Origin of the sequence: Parabacteroides sp. 52 (genome assembly GCF_010500925.1) — a bacterium.
Classification (GTDB): domain Bacteria; phylum Bacteroidota; class Bacteroidia; order Bacteroidales; family Tannerellaceae; genus QVMG01.
In genome coordinates this window covers 1-17,301 of the sequence record NZ_QVMG01000027.1, presented here as the reverse complement: position 1 = coordinate 17,301, position 17,301 = coordinate 1, and the positions used below count along the sequence as shown (strand labels likewise).

The 17,301-nt window shown below is 44.0% G+C and carries 17 protein-coding genes and 1 tRNA gene; 8 read left to right on the top strand and 10 right to left on the bottom strand.

The window, feature by feature from the left end; translation table 11 throughout:
* Positions 1–129: 129 nt before the first annotated feature.
* Positions 130–324 carry a hypothetical protein gene (locus D0T51_RS11490; protein WP_163729472.1) on the top strand — a complete coding sequence of 65 codons (195 nt, stop codon included), beginning with the start codon at positions 130–132 and terminating at the stop codon, positions 322–324.
* Between the two features lie 10 nt (positions 325–334).
* Positions 335–787, top strand: a complete 453-nt coding sequence (locus D0T51_RS11485) for a hypothetical protein (RefSeq protein WP_163729469.1) — start codon at positions 335–337, stop codon at positions 785–787.
* A 155-nt stretch (positions 788–942) separates the two neighbouring features.
* Here D0T51_RS11485 and D0T51_RS11480 read toward each other — a convergent pair.
* A tRNA-Ala gene (locus D0T51_RS11480) sits at positions 943–1,016 on the bottom strand.
* A gap of 177 nt (positions 1,017–1,193) precedes the next feature.
* On the opposite strand from D0T51_RS11480, the gene D0T51_RS11475 reads away from it, so the two are divergent.
* Both D0T51_RS11475 and ruvC read left to right on the top strand, forming a co-directional pair.
* Positions 1,194–1,508 (top strand): DUF4286 family protein, encoded by a 315-nt coding sequence (locus tag D0T51_RS11475; RefSeq protein WP_163729468.1) that lies wholly within the window; start codon positions 1,194–1,196, stop codon positions 1,506–1,508.
* Positions 1,505–2,065, top strand: a complete 561-nt coding sequence (ruvC, locus tag D0T51_RS11470; protein ID WP_163729466.1) for a crossover junction endodeoxyribonuclease RuvC — start codon at positions 1,505–1,507, stop codon at positions 2,063–2,065. Before D0T51_RS11475 ends, ruvC begins: the two co-directional genes overlap by 4 nt.
* A 141-nt stretch (positions 2,066–2,206) precedes the next feature.
* Here the strand turns inward: ruvC and D0T51_RS11465 are convergent, their stop codons facing one another.
* Complete coding sequence (locus D0T51_RS11465; RefSeq protein ID WP_163729464.1) at positions 2,207–2,467, bottom strand: hypothetical protein; 261 nt, start codon at positions 2,465–2,467, stop codon at positions 2,207–2,209.
* Positions 2,468–2,623: 156 nt separating this feature from the next.
* On the opposite strand from D0T51_RS11465, the gene D0T51_RS11460 reads away from it, so the two are divergent.
* The 3 genes from D0T51_RS11460 (at position 2,624) to D0T51_RS11450 (ending at position 5,550) form a co-directional block, all read left to right on the top strand.
* Complete coding sequence (locus D0T51_RS11460; RefSeq protein ID WP_163729462.1) at positions 2,624–3,283, top strand: HAD family hydrolase; 660 nt, start codon at positions 2,624–2,626, stop codon at positions 3,281–3,283.
* Positions 3,284–3,434: 151 nt separating this feature from the next.
* Entirely contained in the window at positions 3,435–4,316 is an 882-nt protein-coding gene (locus tag D0T51_RS11455; protein WP_163729460.1) for a DUF5119 domain-containing protein, read from the top strand.
* Positions 4,317–4,428: 112 nt separating this feature from the next.
* Positions 4,429–5,550: a clostripain-related cysteine peptidase gene (locus D0T51_RS11450; RefSeq protein ID WP_163729458.1), complete on the top strand. Its 1,122-nt coding sequence runs from the start codon at positions 4,429–4,431 to the stop codon at positions 5,548–5,550.
* A gap of 19 nt (positions 5,551–5,569) precedes the next feature.
* Here the strand turns inward: D0T51_RS11450 and D0T51_RS11445 are convergent, their stop codons facing one another.
* The 6 genes from D0T51_RS11445 to D0T51_RS11420 are packed head-to-tail and all read right to left on the bottom strand — an operon-like array spanning position 5,570 to position 14,077.
* Positions 5,570–6,718: a cytochrome d ubiquinol oxidase subunit II gene (locus D0T51_RS11445; RefSeq protein WP_203583381.1), complete on the bottom strand. Its 1,149-nt coding sequence runs from the start codon at positions 6,716–6,718 to the stop codon at positions 5,570–5,572.
* Positions 6,719–6,730: 12 nt separating this feature from the next.
* Complete coding sequence (locus tag D0T51_RS11440; RefSeq protein ID WP_163729457.1) at positions 6,731–8,296, bottom strand: cytochrome ubiquinol oxidase subunit I; 1,566 nt, start codon at positions 8,294–8,296, stop codon at positions 6,731–6,733.
* A 12-nt stretch (positions 8,297–8,308) separates the two neighbouring features.
* On the bottom strand, positions 8,309–8,536 hold the full coding sequence (locus D0T51_RS11435; RefSeq protein WP_163729455.1) for a DUF4492 domain-containing protein: 228 nt from the start codon (positions 8,534–8,536) through the stop codon (positions 8,309–8,311).
* A gap of 58 nt (positions 8,537–8,594) precedes the next feature.
* Positions 8,595–9,935: a TolC family protein gene (locus D0T51_RS11430; protein ID WP_163729454.1), complete on the bottom strand. Its 1,341-nt coding sequence runs from the start codon at positions 9,933–9,935 to the stop codon at positions 8,595–8,597.
* Positions 9,932–12,973: an efflux RND transporter permease subunit gene (locus D0T51_RS11425; RefSeq protein ID WP_163729452.1), complete on the bottom strand. Its 3,042-nt coding sequence runs from the start codon at positions 12,971–12,973 to the stop codon at positions 9,932–9,934. The genes D0T51_RS11430 and D0T51_RS11425 overlap by 4 nt, the downstream gene beginning before the upstream one ends.
* A gap of 9 nt (positions 12,974–12,982) precedes the next feature.
* Entirely contained in the window at positions 12,983–14,077 is a 1,095-nt protein-coding gene (locus tag D0T51_RS11420) for an efflux RND transporter periplasmic adaptor subunit (RefSeq protein ID WP_163729451.1), read from the bottom strand.
* Positions 14,078–14,492: 415 nt separating this feature from the next.
* On the opposite strand from D0T51_RS11420, the gene D0T51_RS11415 reads away from it, so the two are divergent.
* Positions 14,493–15,005: an RNA polymerase sigma factor gene (locus D0T51_RS11415; RefSeq protein ID WP_163729448.1), complete on the top strand. Its 513-nt coding sequence runs from the start codon at positions 14,493–14,495 to the stop codon at positions 15,003–15,005.
* A 30-nt stretch (positions 15,006–15,035) separates the two neighbouring features.
* Here the strand turns inward: D0T51_RS11415 and D0T51_RS11410 are convergent, their stop codons facing one another.
* Together D0T51_RS11410 and trmB are read right to left on the bottom strand one after the other, a co-directional pair.
* On the bottom strand, positions 15,036–16,145 hold the full coding sequence (locus D0T51_RS11410) for an Mrp/NBP35 family ATP-binding protein (protein WP_163729446.1): 1,110 nt from the start codon (positions 16,143–16,145) through the stop codon (positions 15,036–15,038).
* Positions 16,146–16,157: 12 nt separating this feature from the next.
* Positions 16,158–16,916: a tRNA (guanosine(46)-N7)-methyltransferase TrmB gene (trmB, locus tag D0T51_RS11405; protein ID WP_163729444.1), complete on the bottom strand. Its 759-nt coding sequence runs from the start codon at positions 16,914–16,916 to the stop codon at positions 16,158–16,160.
* Between the last annotated feature and the right edge of the window lie 385 nt (positions 16,917–17,301).

The window sequence follows — 17,301 nt, the reverse complement described above, 5'->3', positions numbered from 1 at the left end:
AGAGAGGATCAGTTTTGATTGGCGAACAGGGGTCAACGAGGAGAGGATTTTCCATGTAACAACCAATTATTATAATTACTCTCTCGATGAAGGGAAGGTTTACGAATGCACTCATTATGAAGTAAAGCTATGAAAGCACAACTATTCACACTGGAGCCGGGCGACCGGTTCCGGTTCATCAATGAAAGAATCGTCTACAAAGTCAAGGATAGAGATTTCAGCGACTTTCACGGCACAGAGGTAGTCTTTGTCCACCTTGTAACCGGAAAGGCGTATTTAGCCACAGGATATGCGGCACAGAACGAAGTAATATTAATCAACTAATAAAAACAAGATGAAAAGAGCAAATTACACCCCTGAAGCATTAAGCTACAAACAATACGATCAACTAATTAATGAAGCTCGAAGGGTACAAAGTGTTTTACCTTATGAAGAGGTTACGCTTCTTGAATTTATCAAAATAGCAATAGAGGCCGCTGATCTTCCGTATGGGATGGAGGGGTTCAAAGGTAAGTTGGACGTTTTCAAAAAGAAGTACTATCCCTATGGTGTGAAGCGAAATAAGAAGCTGTCTGCCGCTAATTGGGTAACATTGAGGCGTTGTGGAAGCCCACGGTATTATATTGACAGCTTTCCTCGGCCATACAATCCGGTTGAGAAGATTGCCTTTGTAAAAACGATCAGGGCATACAGAGATTATTTTGATGCTCAAATGACTGAGCAAGCCTTTGGCAAATTGTTTGAGGAAATTGGCGACATAAGAATATTACTCAAAGAGATCTATTAACACATATCATTGAGAACTAACAGAAGTATGACAGATGCCCCCCGGATTTCAGTTGAGGTTCGGGGGATTTTTATGAAAAAGAACACCCAAATCTACATTTATGGGTGTAAATCTGGGTGTAAATTTTGTAACTCGCTAATACTTAGCCTTGTTTGTGGAGTATATCGGACTCGAACCGATCACCTTTAGACTGCCAGTCTAACGCTCTAGCCAGATGAGCTAATACCCCGTTGCGGCTTTTCGTGTGCAAATATAAGTGTTTTTTTAATATAACTGTTATCTTTATGAGGTGAAGGTATATTTTTTGTTGGATTTATTTTGTGTTTAATGGCTTCCTTTTTACGGGGGGAAAAAACGGGAGAGGAGGAAGAAATCATTACCTTTGCTGCAGAAACACAGCAGAAAAATGATAGTTTATAACACCACCTTCCATATAGATAAAGAGATTCTGGAGGATTGTCTCTTCTTCCTCAAAAAAGAATATATACCCCAGGCGAGTCTTTCCGGTTTTTTGCATACTCCCTGTTTGCGCCGGGTCATACAAGCGGAAGAGGGGGAAGGAGAAAGTTATTCCGTACAGTTTCATGTAAAAAATGTAGATACATTACAGTATTGGTTGGAGCAGGAAGGAAATCTGTTGCATAAAAAGCTGATTGCCCGTTTCGGCAGCAAGGTGGTTGGTTTCACTACTTTACTGGACGAGATCGACTGGGAGAAATGAAAAAAGAACGTATCATATTAGGTATTGACCCCGGGACGATTGTTATGGGCTATGGTATATTGGTGGTTGAAGGAAACAGGCCTCGGCTGGAGACTATGGGAGTCCTGCAACTCAATAAATACGACGACCATTACCTGCGCTTGCGTAAAATATTTGATCGTGTACTTGGCCTGATCGATGAATATCATCCGGACGAACTGGCTATTGAAGCCCCTTTCTTTGGGAAAAATGTACAAAGTATGCTGAAACTGGGACGGGCACAAGGAGTGGCTATGGCGGCCGCCCTGGAGCGTGACATTCCGATCTTTGAATATGCACCTTTGAAAATAAAAATGGCGATCACTGGAAATGGACAGGCCGCCAAAGAACAAGTCGCAGATATGTTGCAACGCATATTGCATATACCCAACACATCGATGCTGCCTCAATTAGATGCTACCGACGGACTGGCGGCCGCTTTTTGTCATTATCTGCAATCCAATAGTCCGACAAAGGAGAAAAAATACACCGGATGGAAAGACTTTATGGCCAAGAATCCAGGCAAGGTGAAAAAATAAAAGAAAAACGATCCGATAAATGATCCTAAGGAAAAAAAGAGATCGCCCCAATCCGAGGCGATCTCTTTTTTTATCTTTGTCATAAAAATAGCCCTCTCAACCGCGAGCGATTGAGAGGGCTATCTGTTTTTTCTTGTGTTTTTATTTTTCAGCGGCTTCCGTTTCCCGGATCTGTTCTTCTTCTCCGCAGTAAACAGGGTCTTCTGTTATTTTTAATAGTTCATTAATTTCATGCCTTTTCTCTAGATTCATAAAATAGGTTTCCACTACTTTATAAATATCAAAACCTTTCATTGAGCCGGCTGCCAAGCCTAATTCTTCAATCATTTTCCTGACAACCGCATGTATATCCGGTTGTTTAATCAAATGAATCTCGTTTTCGTGAATTAATCTTTTTCCCATGATCGTAGATTTTTATGTTATACATGTTTTATTAATAAAACCATCCTTACCTCCATATAGTTTTACTTGTATAAAGTAAGAAATTCTTAAAGATACATATATCTTGCAAACATCCTAAAACATTTCATTATTTTTGTGTTCCAAAAGTAAAAAAACATGATCAAACTGGTTATATTCGATTTGGACGGAACGCTTCTCAATACAATAGCCGATCTGGCAGCGAGTACGAATCACGCCTTAGAACAGTATAAATTCCCCACACATCCGACAGAGGCTTATCGCTTCTTTGTAGGAAATGGCATCAACAAACTCTTTGAACGGGCTTTGCCGGAAGGAGAAAAAACCGATATAAATATCCAACGTATCCGTACCTCTTTCCTTCCTTATTATAATACACACAATATGGACCGGAGTACTCCCTATCCGGGCATTACGGACGTATTGCAAGAATTACAACAGCAGGGCCTTTTATTGGCCGTGGCTTCGAATAAATACCATGAAGCAACTTGTAAGTTGGTCGCCCATTACTTTCCGGAAATCCGTTTTGCAAAGGTTCTGGGGCAGCGGGAAGGGATTGCACCGAAGCCTGATCCTGTAATTGTACAGGAGATCCTGTCTGTTACGGCAGTGACCCAAGAGGAAACCTTGTATGTAGGCGATTCGGGGGTAGATATGCAAACGGCCATAAATAGTGGGGTAGTATCCTGTGGTGTCAGTTGGGGTTTTCGCCCTTTGCACGAGTTGGAAAATTTTCAGCCCGATTATATCATTCATAAGGCAGAGGAGATCGTTCGTATCGTCTCTTCTCACGCATAAAACAAACCGATTCACGACAATACCCGAAAGAAATGCCTTTCGAATTAAGATTTACAACTTATTGAACAGAATCAACAATCATTCCTTTTCTTTTTTTCGGTATTTTTGTTTTTAGTAAGCTAACCATATAGGGGAGAAAGGAAATTTAAGAATGAAAAGTGATAGGAAGACCACTTTTACAATAACCGTTTTTATCTGTGTTTTATGGAGTTGCACGATATTATTCGGTTGTAAAAAGGCAAAACAAACGCCTACGAAAGGCTACGGTATTGTCTCTTTTACGATTGAATGGGACAGTCTTTTGATGCCCGATATAAAAGCTGAAAATCTCCGTTTTTGCTTTTACCCCTCCGGCAGTGAGGCGATGATACAGACAGAAAGTGATTCCGGGAAATTGCGGATGGCTCTGCCATCTGACGTTTATCGGCTGTTGGTTTATAATTGCGGGGATCGGCATATTCAACTTCGGAGAAATGACTTTAACCGGGTAGAGGCCTTTCTCCCGTTCTATAAGTCGGAGGAGGCAGTCGTTTCTCCTGTCGCCCCTTTGTATGGCGCGGTTTTAAACTCTTTGGTTGTAGACCCGAACCAGGATATAAGTATGACGCTGACTCCTGTTCTTTTCACAAAATGTGTCCGCTTGAAGGTGTATGTAAAAGAGGCAAAGCTGTTCAGTGATTGTTCCCTTCTCTTGTCAGGCATTCCTCCTCTCATGTATTTAAGCGACAGGAAATTAAGTATGGAGAATTCTCTTGCATTGCCGATTCCTTTAGAAAAAACGGATTTTGGTTTTGAAGGGGTAACTTATATACTGGACGGAGAACCGGACGGAAAACCGGGCTCAGCTTCCGCCAATCAATTTCTCTTTCAGTTCTTTTTGGCGGATGGGCGTGAAATAGCCTCTTCGTTGTATATAGAGACTGCCTTATGGGATAAGGAGAAACAGGATCTATTGTTCGAGGTAGAAGCCTCTCTTGCCCAAACACCGGAAGGAGGCATTTCCCTTACCTGTAAAGAAACGGAAATGAAATAATCTCTTTCGCCTGTTTTCCGGAATCTCCTTGTGATAAAGGAAGTTAAAGCCAATATGTATCGGACAGAAATTCTTATCTTTGTAAGAGTAAAAAGAATAACGACAGATGCAAATGAAATATATCATATGCTTATGGGCCTTTGTTATTGGCTTGGTAAGTTGCCAAAAAGAAAAAGAATCAGAAGATAAAGCAACCCGTACCGTATTGGTTTATATGGTGGCAAGTAATCTGAACGGAAATATGCAAGGGAATCTGGAGGACATGATTTCGGTCGCCTCTCAAAAGAACCTGAATAACGGAAACCTGATTGTATATTACTCCGACAAAAACAAAAACGCAGAGCTTTTTCAGATTAAAGAAGGCAAAGGAGGAGTTGTCACAAGACATCACATCCGAAATTACGAGGGACAGAGCGCCGTCACTCCGGAAGTAATGCATCAAATAATAGGAGAAGTCTTTGCTGAGTATCCGGCTGAAGGTTACGGGCTTATTCTTTCCAGCCATGGTACTTCCTGGTTACCCTCAAAGTATACAAATATGCTTCGTTCCTTTGGAGAAGAAGAGGGTAAGCATATGGAAATATATGAATTGGAACAGGCGTTGAGAGGGTACTATTTTGATTTTATCCTGTTTGATGCTTGTAGTATGGCAGGAATAGAATGTGCCTATGAATTGAAGGACAAGGCAGATTATATTGTTGCTTCCCCTTCGGAAACAATGGCTTATGGCTTCCCTTATGGAGATATGCTTCCTTATCTGTTTACTGAAACTGCGGCTTTGGATAAGGTAGCTTTGGCTTTCCGGGATTTCTATACTTCTTATCGCAATCCATATGGTTGTATTTCGGTTATTGAAACCAGTGGATTAGAAGAGCTGACCGGCGTGGTGAGGGATATTCTCTCGACAGTGGGGGAAGAAGCTGTATATGCTTTACCGCTTTCGGATTTACAGACCCTCTCATACATAACCTTTGGAACGACAAAATTGTATGACCTGCAGGATATGATCAGCCGGCTTGCCACAGCCGAACAGTTTCAATCATTTAAAACTGCTTTGGGGAAAGTGATCAAACATAAATATACGACGGACAAGATATACTGTTCGGGGGATAGAAGAGAGTACGATGTGAAACAGTTCTCCGGACTATCCATCTATCCTTTACAGAAGAAATACACCGAATTAAATACATGGTATAAATCCGAACTGCAATGGAGTAAAGCGATTTATCCTTGAATCCTTATACCCCTTTTTTCTAATAGGTATGATCATTCTCTTCCATCTCCCGGTGATCAATCTTTGTCAGGTCTAAGGCACGCCAGGCATAAAAGATATAACCTAAGACAAAAGGGATCAACAGGGATACATAACTCATTACTTTCAACGTAAAAGGGCTGGAAGAACTGTTTTGTATGGTTAGTGAGCTTTGCAAATCAACAACTGAAGGGTAATAAGCCGTGTGGTTCCAACCGGCACATAAGAGCAAAGCCAAGACAGTCAGTACGGTGCCCGTACCGGTAAACCATATGCCTTTTCGCCAGTCGACAGAGAGCAAGGATCGCATTATCCCCCCAAGAACACCCAGGATGCCGATTAATAAGAGAATGAATACAGCGGGCATCTCTACCAGGTTTGTGAAGTATTTATACGGTTGCATAAAGATCTCGTTCGTTTCCGGATGGACTGCAAAACCGTCTGCCAGCATCAGATGTGTAAAGAAAGTAAGGAAGAAAACCAGGAAAAGGACAGATTCCGGCAAAAGACGTTTCCGGCATCGCTCCAGGATCTCAGCCTCGTTTATATTGTTTATAAAATAAAGCAAAGCCAGAACCCGTGCTAAAAAGAACAAAGCGAAGCCAAGACAGACATTCCATATGACCCATACAGCCTCCAATCCATGCCAGGCATTGGCCCAGGTGGATATGACAGGCATCGCCAGATCGGTTATTTGTTCTTTACGCACAACAAATTCGGCTCCACTAAAAAATGTACCGACGGCTGTTCCTAACAATATCGGTCCGATTACTCCATTGATAAATAGAAAGATGCGATAGGTCTTCTTTCCCAATAGGTTCCCTTTTTTAGCCTGGTATTCATAGGATACTGCCTGTATAACAAAAGACAAGAGGATAAGTATCCAGACCCAATAGGCACCTCCAAAGCTGGTAGAATAGAACAAAGGAAAGGAAGCAAAAAAAGCTCCCCCGAACGTGACCAGGGTGGTAAAGGTAAACTCCCATTTGCGTCCGGTTGAGTTGGATAAGATTTTCCGCTGTATCTCTGTCTTCCCGATATTGAATAATAAGGATTGCCCCCCTTGTACAAAAAGGAGAAAAACCAAGAAACCTCCCAATAAAGAGATGAGAAACCACCAATAATGTTGCAATATACTATATGTATTCATGATCTGTATTTTTTAATGGGATGGGTTGGAAGTCATATGCGGTCCTTCTTTTATCGCTTTCAGCATAATTCGGATCTCAGCAATCAGCAATACGGTGAAAAGGAATAAAAAGATAAAAAAAGTGGTTTGTACAGAAGAGGTATCCAATTTAGAGATAGAAGCACTGGTAGGCAATATATCCTGTATAGCCCAAGGTTGTCGTCCTACTTCAGCCACGATCCATCCGGCCTGTCCGGCTATATATCCCAGAGGGATTGTCCCTAAACAGATGTATTGCAGCCACCTGGCCTCTTTGAATTTCTCTCTTTTTCCCCATAAGAGAGCGATAAGAAAGAGCAGGATAAAATACATGCCCAGGATAACCATTATATGAAAAGAATAAAAAGTCAGTCCTACAGGAGGCACCAGCTCTGCCGGATCTTTGATATACCCATAGCCGAAATAGGCAAAATTCTCTTCCAGTATAACCCGCGATTGAAGCATCTTCTCTTCCTCTTTTTCTTTCACGGCCTTGCGATAGTTTGCCAAGGCAGTAATGGCTTTTTGCCCTTTTTCTATCTTTTCCTGCGCCGAAAGCACTTGGGTGCCGGCCGGAGAGGGGTATCCGCCTTCTATTATATTCTTGATTCCGGGCACATACGCATCTATCTCTCTTTCTGCCAGGAAAGACAATAGTTTCGGTATTTGTATTTTAAAAAGAAACGGATCCACCGCATCATCATACTGTTGCTTTTGCGGATTCAGTAAAGCGACAGCCACCAGGCCGGCTCCTGTTTCTCCTTCATATAAACCTTCCATTGCAGCTAGTTTCATCGGCTGCCTTTGGGCTACCTGATAGGCGGATTTATCTCCACTCCAAAGGATCAACAAAGAGGCGAATAATCCGAAAACGGCCCCGATCTTTATACTGGATAAAGCGAAGGTTGTATTTCTTTTTTTCAATAAATACCAACTGCTTACCCCCAACACAAACAATGCGCCCAATACCCATCCGGAAAATACCGAATGAAGGAATTTGTTAATCGCTACCGGAGAGAGAGCAACTGCCCAGAAGTCAAACATCTCATTGCGCACAGTATCCGGATTGAATGCCATCCCTACGGGGTATTGCATCCAGGCGTTGGCCACGAGTATCCAGTAGGCCGAGAGGGTGGCTCCTACGATTGTCAGCCAGGTGGCCACCAGGTGGAAGCGTTTACTTACTTTTTCCCAACCGAAAAACATGACAGCGATAAAGGTAGCCTCCATAAAGAAAGCGAGGATTCCTTCAATAGCCAAAGGAGCTCCGAAGATATCGCCGACGAACCAACTGTAATTAGACCAGTTCGTGCCGAACTCGAATTCAAGTATCAAGCCGGTGGCTACCCCTATGGCAAAGTTTATACCGAATAGCTTCATCCAGAATTGGGCTGTTCTTTTCCACGATTCATTTCCGGTTTTGTAATAAATGGTTTCCATAATGGCCTGAATCACTCCAAGGCCTAACGTTAACGGCACGAATAACCAATGATACATAGCTGTTAATGCGAACTGTGCCCTTGACCAATCAATCAGAGAAGTATCTATTGTTTCGATCATATGTTATAAGTTTTAAGGTGTTATTGCCCGATTTATTAATTCGCCAGAGACATAGTCTTCCTTGGCAGCCTGACTATCAAACTGTCCTAAATGAGTAGGGAAAAAGAAGATCCGAAGGATAACAAACAGAATGAATAACTTGATCAGAATGATAAGCCAAAGCGTTTTACCCCATGTCATCTCTTGGAAGCCATCCCGGTAAAAGCGGTAGATTTTTATGCGTACAGATTCCCCTTTCATATCGTCTTATAAGAATAAAACAACAGAAAGGGGGCAAAAGTTTGTTTTCTTACTTATTTTAAAAAGGAGCCTTCTCGGGATCGGGAGCAATATAGGTCAGGATCTGTCCACTTAGTTGCAAGAGGGAGACTTCACAAAGCTTTGTATTATACTCGGCAATGGAGCGGCGCTCTTCGGCCTCCAATAGGTTATTTTGTGCTTCGCGAAGTTCAATACCGGAGAGATCACCGAGCTTATACCGGTCAATGGCGATCGCATAATTCTCTTGTGCCGCAACCAGGTTGGCTTTCTCCAGTGCCCACAGGTCGAGGTTGTTCTGGTAAGCCATCCAAAAGTTACTCAAGTCAGCGCGTAGGGCCAGTTCCAGCTCCTGTGTTTGTAGTTTCTTATTTTCTATCTGCAAGCGGGCGTTGCGTTGTTCCCGTCGCCGGTTCATGCCATCGAAAAGGGTAAAACCCAAGGTCACCCCATAGTTCAGTCCTAAGCGTTGCTGCAAATCGTAGGAACCTACCTCATACCAATTTGCAGTATACCCATAACCTCCCGTTAGGCGTAGGTAGGGATAATTACGGCTTTTTACTTTTTTGTAATCCAACTCTGAGAGAGTCTTATTTTTTTCGGCTATTAAGAGGGCGGCGTTCGAACTCAGCGTGTTCTTCCACAAATCCACCTCGTCTAAAAAAGGATTGGGGTAGATCAATGAATCTGCAATTCGGATCTGCTCTTCCACATTATCCAAGGCCATCAACTCATTCAGGCGGATGCGAGAGCGGTGGACTACCTCCAACTGATTGAGCACTTTGGAACTGTCGGAGTTGAAGTCGACCTGTGCCTGTTGAAGATCGAGACGAGACATAGAACCGATATAATAGCGTTGCTCCACAATGCGTAGACGTTCTTTGGAGAGATCCAACGAAGAGCGTAGATTGTTCAGGCGGGTTTTTTGGCGTATCAGGTTATAATATTCCCCGGAAATGTCTGCCACGAAGTCTTCCACCGTCATGCGCGTATTCAACTCTCCCATACGTTGAAGTTCTTTCAATCGTTCATAGGTGGCTTGTATACCGAAACCATCAAAGACAGTCCAGTTCATATTTAAACCGATAGTTGCCGTTTCACTATTTACGCCATGGGTTTTATCCGTCCCCCCGTCCCGCAGACTATTCCGGTTATTTTGGATCGTACCACTAAAACCGCCACTCATATCCAGGGTTGGCAACGCACCGGCATTGCCCAAAGTGGCATTGTATGCACTTATCTTCTGTTCGTTGCGTACAATCCGGATGGCATAATTCCGCTCAAGACCGGCTTCAATGCATTGTTTTAAATTATATACCTCCTGCGCCTCAGCCGTAAAAACAAGCACCAACGCAACCCCTAACGCATATAGATGTTTCATAATGATTCTTTCTTTTTCTGTTGTCTGTCTGTAGAGATATACGCATACATGGCCGGAACAATATAAAGGGTAAGCAAGGTAGAAACAAGCATACCTCCTACCACGCCGGTTCCCATGGCAATACGTTGATTGGCTCCCTCCGCTGATGCAAAAACCAAAGGCAGAAGCCCCAGGATAGTGGAGACACTGGTCATCAGAATCGGACGTAACCGTTGCGCCGACGCCGTACGGATCGCCTCCTGGAAGGACAATCCGGCTTCCTGCCGTTGATTGGCAAATTCGACAATCAGGATACCATTCTTGGCTACCAGCCCTATCAACATGATAATACCGATCTGGCTGAAGATATTCATTGTAATGCCTCCGCCACTCATAAAGGCCAGAGCCCCGGCAATAGCCAGAGGTACGGTAAACATTACCACCAACGGATCTTTGAAACTTTCAAATTGTGCTGCCAGCACCAGGTAAATCATTACGAGAGCTAATATAAGTGCAAACATCAGGCTGTCGGAGCTTTCTCTAAACTCTTTCGATTCTCCGGACAAAGCCGTACGGAAGGTATCATCCAATACCTCCGAAGCAATGCGATCCATCTCTTCCAATCCGTCTCCCAGGGTATAACCTTTGGCCAAACCGCTGGTAACCGTTGCCGATACAAAACGATTGTAGCGGTAAAGTTGAGGAGGCGCCACGTCTTCCTGCAGAGAAACCAGGTTATCCAACTGGATCATTGCCCCATTGCTGCTACGCACATAGATAGACTTCAGATCTAACGGCGTATTCCGTTGTTGGCGGTTAATCTCACCCAATATCTGGTATTGCTTTCCATTCATATAAAAATAGCCCATACGTTGTCCGCTCAATGCATATTGAAGGGTCTGGGCAATGTTACGGGTGCTGACTCCCAACAGAGAAGCCTTGTCACGGTCTATCTCTATCCGGGTCTCCGGTTTGGTAAATTTGAGGTTGGCATCTGCCATCTGGAAGACCGGACTATTGTTTACCTCAAGCATAAATGCCGGTAAAAATTCTCTTAATTTCTCTATGCTGGTTGCTTGTAACACATATTGCACCGGCATTCCTCCCCGGCGGCCGCCAAAGGTCGATTGCTGCTGCACAAAGGCACGTGCCTTTGTCTCTTTGCGCACCGCCGCCGAAAGAGCGTCTGCGATCTGCATCTGCGAACGTTCACGTTCTTTCAAATCAGGCAAGATCACACTCAGAAAACCGCTTGATCCCCGCGAACGCGTAGTGACCGCCTCCCGTTCAGGCACGATGGAGTCTGTGATCGCTTCTATTCGCTCTGCAAAATCACGGATATATTCATAAGTCGTACCTTCCGGTCCCCGTAGATTCACAGAGATCATCGACCGGTCTTCCAAAGGAGCCAATTCCGAAGGTATCTTCTTCCAGAAATAAAGAATCGACCCCAATAAAAGGAAAACAATAGGTATAGCTATCCATTTTCTATCGAGGAAAGCATTCAATGATCTTTCATACAAACGATTCATCCCGGCAAAGAAGGGTTCTGTTTGTACATAGAACCAGTTTTGTTTTTCCCGCCGTTTCAGCAGTTTGGTTGCCAACATAGGCGTAAATGTCAATGCCACAAAAGAAGAGATGGCCACCGAACCGGAAATGACGACACTGAATTCTTTGAACAAACGTCCCGTCATCCCTTCCATAAAAACAATCGGGATAAATACGGCAATAAGTGTAACTGTCGTCGATATAACAGCGAAAAATATTTCTTTGGATCCTTCTATCCCGGCCGCTTTGGGAGTCATCCCCTGCTCAATACGGACATAGATATTCTCGGTCACAACAATCGCATCGTCCACCACCAATCCGACGGACAATACAACAGCGAGCAAAGACAATACATTGATCGAGAAGCCGGCAATATACATGATAAAGAATGCCCCTACCAGCGAGACAGGAATGACCACGACAGGAACCAAGGTCACCCGCCAGTCACGTAAGAACAAAAAGATAATCAATACAACCAATAAGAAGGCTACATAAATCGTTTCTTGCACTTCGGCAATGGAGGCCCGAATAAACCGGGTGTTGTCATATACGATTTCTATCGTTACGTCTTCCGGAAGGTCTTTCTGCAATTGTTCGATACGCTTATAGGCCTCGTCGGCTATTTCTATATGATTGGCCCCGGGTTGAGGTATAATCACATTGATAACCATAGGCTCTCCATTGCGTTTCATGAAACTGCGCAGGTCCTCAGGGGCTAACTCTGCCCGTCCTACATCCTGAAAACGAACAATATTTCCATTATCTTCTTTGATGATAAGGTCATTAAACTCTTTGGCAGTCTGCATCAGTCCTAAGGTACGGATAGACAGGTCCACCGTATTACCTTCGATACTGCCCGAGGGGAGTTCCACGTTCTCTACATCTACCGCACTACGAACATCCAAAGGAGTGACACCATATCCGGCCATTTTTATCGGATCCAACCAAAGACGCATCGAATACCGCTTCTGCCCCCATATGTCTACTCCACTCACATTCTGGATCGTCTGCAAACGTTCCTTGACTGTCAACTCGGCAATCTCACTTAAATCCATCAACGAACGCTGGCTGCTTCGTATACCGATCTGCATAATAGGTGTCGCATCCGCATCCGCCTTCGAGATGGTAGGCGGATCCACATCCCGCGGTAGATAGCGTTGTGCCCGGGAGACCTTATCACGCACATCATTCGCCGCCGTCTCCAGGTCGACTGAGAGCTCGAACTCGACAGTGATCCGGCTGCTTCCCTGGCTACTGACACTGCTCAAAGAGCGGATACCCGGAATACCATTGATGTTTTGTTCCAGTGGTTCCGTAATCTGGTTCATGATCACTTCCGCATTGGCCCCCGGATAAGAAGTACTCACCGATATGATCGGTTGGTCCACACTCGGGAACTCGCGTACCCCCAAAGAGCGATATCCTATTAATCCGAACAACAGGATGACAAGCACCATCACGGTGGAAAGAACCGGCCGTTTTATACTTATTTCTGAAATATTTGCCATAGAAATGAATTAATACAGATTATCAATAGATACTTTCATCCCGGCACGTAACTGCATCACGCCTGTCGTAATTATCGTATCTCCCACACTCAACCCTTCCAATACCTGCACATGGCTTTCTGTACGGATGCCGGATATGATTTCTACCGGGCGGGCTTCTCCGTTTTTATACAAATAAACAATATTCTTCCCCATCTCCGGGATGATGGCTTCACTGGGAACAGCCAGCGCATTCTCTATCTTCTGCTTGCTAATCTCTATCGAGAGATACCGACCGGGCTGAATGCTTTCATTGCTGTTGGCATAAAGCGCCCGGGCTTTCAAGGTACGGGTGACCGGGTCGATCTTGCTCTCTACGGCATAAACCGTTGCCGTATGATCCTGTAACATGCCTGTTGCATCATTCAGACGGAAGATGATGGAAGTCCCGTTCTTTACATCTGTCTGGTACTTCTCAGGTACGGAGAATTCTATTTTTAAAGGGGATATTTTGGTGAGCTTGACAACCATAGTCGATGGAGTCGCATAAGCTCCTTCGCTGACAGACCGCAGACCGATGATTCCATCAAAAGGAGCCCGCAATTCGGTTTGTGCTATATTGGCTTTTACCAGATCGAGATCGGCCATTAACTTTTCATACTCAGTCGTTACCTGTTCGTAGGCCTCCTGACTGACGGCATCCTTTTCCAAAAGCGTGTGCTGACGATATACCCGGTCGCGTGCCAACGGAACCTGGGCTTCCAGCTTTTTCAATTGAGCCTGCAAAGGTTTGTCATTGATCTTGGCAAGCAGGTCGCCTTCTTTCACATGGGTCCCTTCCACAAAATAAATGGCTACGATCTTACCCGATGACTCAAAAGAAAGATCTACCTCTTCATCCGGAATCGTACTTCCTGTGGTGATTGTCTTATCGTTCATCGTCTGATACTTCATTACTTCCGCATTGATAGCGAGTATCTGGTTACGGGGTGAACCGGCAGATGCCGCTACAGGCGCCGGACGATCCGAGGCGGTGAATGTACTCTTCAATTTAGGGTATACGATTATTCCGATTATCAGTAAAACGATCAATGCCGTCACTCCCCATTTTACTCTCTTTGTCATCTTCGTTTATGGATTCTTTAGGTGTTTACACAATATTAGGTTAATTGAGACTACCGTTCGCATAAAAGGTTTAATTCTCTTTTCTACATTCTCTACAAATATACTCCCAAAGATGTATGTATAGGCTCAATCCCCCTATAAACCGGATTGAAAAAACAAACTTTTGCTTTAAACCCTGTCCTATTAAAAGTATTTAACACAACAAAACCGTTTCTTCTTTGTTGAAGATTCTAATCATTTTGTTGAAAAAACGACAATCCCCTATTTGAAGAAGTTGTAAATAATATTCATTTTGCTTCTACTCTCAGAAAAAAGAAGCCTTTTTCCCACCTTCATGCAAATGAGCTTTCAAATACTTTCTTCCTTTCCTTCCCTCTCTCTACATTCGCTTGACAATTAACAAACAGACACGGTTATGCACAACGCTATCTCATTCCAGAAAGAATTATTAGGCATAGAAGATAAGATGATGAATTTAGCACTCTTATTAACGTCAAACAAAGAGGATGCACAAGATTTGTTTCAGGAAACGACACTGAAGGTTTTAGACAATCAGGAAAAATTTATCAATAACGTAAACTTCAAAGGCTGGGTATTGACCGTTATGCGGAATATCTTCATAAACAACTACCACAGACTTATCCGTACCTATACTCTCATAGATCAGGACACAGACATCTACAACCTGGACAACAACCTGCAGTCCGGCATGACAGAAGCGGATAGTGCAATCGACCTGCAAGAAATTACCAAAGCCATTAAAAGCTTAAACAAAGAGATACGAACACCGTTCTCCATGTATATCAGTGGCTATAAATACAACGAAATAGCCGAAAGGCTCAACCTGCAATTGGGAACCGTCAAAAGCCGTATCTTCACCGCCCGCCAGGAACTACAAAAAGAATTGAAAGATTTCTATTCCTATTAATCGACTTTCTACCTCAAGAAGTATTTCAACTTATTTCTTATTCGTATCCACCCGCTGCGTCGGTGGCTGTTGCCTGTTTCGTTTGTCGACCTCTTCAACAACCTGCTCCGCCAACGAACGAAAAGCCTGGCCTGTGAGCGTATCTGGATCGAGGGCTACGGGTTTTCCCGCATCTCCTCCTTCGCAAATGCTTTGCACAATCGGGACCTGTCCCAATAAAGGTATTTGCAGCTCTTCCGCCAATCGTTTTCCTCCCTCCTTGCCAAAAAGATAATATTTGTTCTCCGGCAGTTCGGCAGGGGTAAACCAAGCCATATTCTCTACCAGTCCCAATACGGGCACATTGATTTTATCGCTTTGGAACATACTCACCCCTTTGCGGGCATCGGCAAGAGCTACTTCCTGGGGCGTTGTCACAACGATAGCCCCGGTAACAGCCAATGTCTGAACCAGCGTCAGGTGAATATCACTCGTTCCCGGGGGTAAATCCAACAGGAAATAATCCAATGCCCCCCAGTTTGCATCACCAATCAATTGCTTCAGTGCGTTACTGGCCATCGCTCCCCGCCAGAGGATAGCATCCTCTTTGTTGACAAAAAACCCGATCGACAGCAACTTCACCCCATAATTTTCCGCAGGCTCAATAAGTTCTCGCCCTCCTACTTCCACCATATGCGGACGCGCTTCTTCGACATGGAACATCTTCGGCTGTGACGGACCAAAAATATCCGCATCCAAAAGCCCCACCTTGTATCCCAACTCCGCAAGCGCCACCGCCAGGTTGGCAGCAACCGTACTTTTGCCAACTCCTCCTTTGCCCGAGGAGACTGCAACAATATGTTTGACCTCCGGCAGTAACTTATCCGGCTCCGGACGTGCCATCTGTTTCGAGACAATACGAATATTTCCCTTGATCTCTACTTCCGGACCCACATAAGTCAGGATAGCCGTCTCCGCCGCCTTTACGACCGACTTGATAAAAGGATCGTTCGCCTTCTCAAAAACAAGCGAAAAACTAACCTTATTCCCTTCAATACGTATATCGTCTTCCACCATCTCGGCAGAGACTAAATCTTTACCCGTTCCCGGATAACGCACCTTCTCCAATGCGTCTAATATAAGTTTAGGATATATTGCCATGTTGTTTTCTTTTTATTTTCCCGAAGCCAACGCACTGCGTTTGCTGCGGTTGAAACTACGGTAAGGATCGAGTTCAATCTCCACATCAGGCTCTGTCAGAGTCTCTCTGCGTTCACACACAAACCGTATATACTTAATATTCAATCCCCGGTCCAGCCATTGCTGCTCATAGTAAGTCTGGATCGAAAGCAGACTGTCGGTCAATCCCGAATGATAAAGATCATCGGTCTCAAACAATACCGGATATCGATTGACCTTCACCATCTCACGTGTATAGGTATACATGAAATGACTGTCCGTCTTCAAATGAATGATCCCGTTCTCCGAAAGAATCTCCCGGTACAAACCCATAAAACGCGTCGAAGTAAGACGCTTATTCACTTTCTTCATCTGCGGATCAGGAAAGGTAATCCATATCTCCGACACCTCACCCGGTGCGAAAAAGTGAGCGATCAACTCAATGCTGGTGCGCAGAAAGGCTACATTCTTCATCCCTGCTTCCATCGATTCCTTCGCCCCGCTCCACATCCTAGCGCCCTTGATATCTATACCAATGAAGTTCTTTTCCGGGAATAACTTACCCAGGCCGACGGTATATTCTCCTTTGCCACATCCCAGTTCCAATACAATCGGGTGGTCGTTCCGGAAGAAAGACTTATGCCATTCCCCCTTCATCGCGAACCCTTTCTCTTGCAGAGCATTAAACGGATATTGGAAAACATGCGGATAACCCGCCATATCCTCAAACTTTGCTAATTTATTCTTTCCCATACCACAAAGATAATACATTCTTGATAAAAGTAACCAAGAGACAGAAATGCACAAAGAACGCACGCATTAAAGAATGAAACGAATCTCCCCAAAAAGTTGTGAAGAATTTCAGATTGAATTTGGGTGAATTTGAGTGTTGATCTGTTGCTAAATAAAATTGCTGACAATCGTCGGCAAAATTGCCGATATCCGTCAGCAATTGTGCCGATATATATCGGCAATTGTGTCGACAATTATCAGCACAAGTGTCGACAGCTATCGACACTTTTATTTTCCAGCAGATTTGACTTATGACTTATCCTGAAATGGGTGGTCACTTTTTGTCAGATAGTACCTGTATATACATCGTTATCTTATTGAGAATAACCCAAATACCAACTGTGTT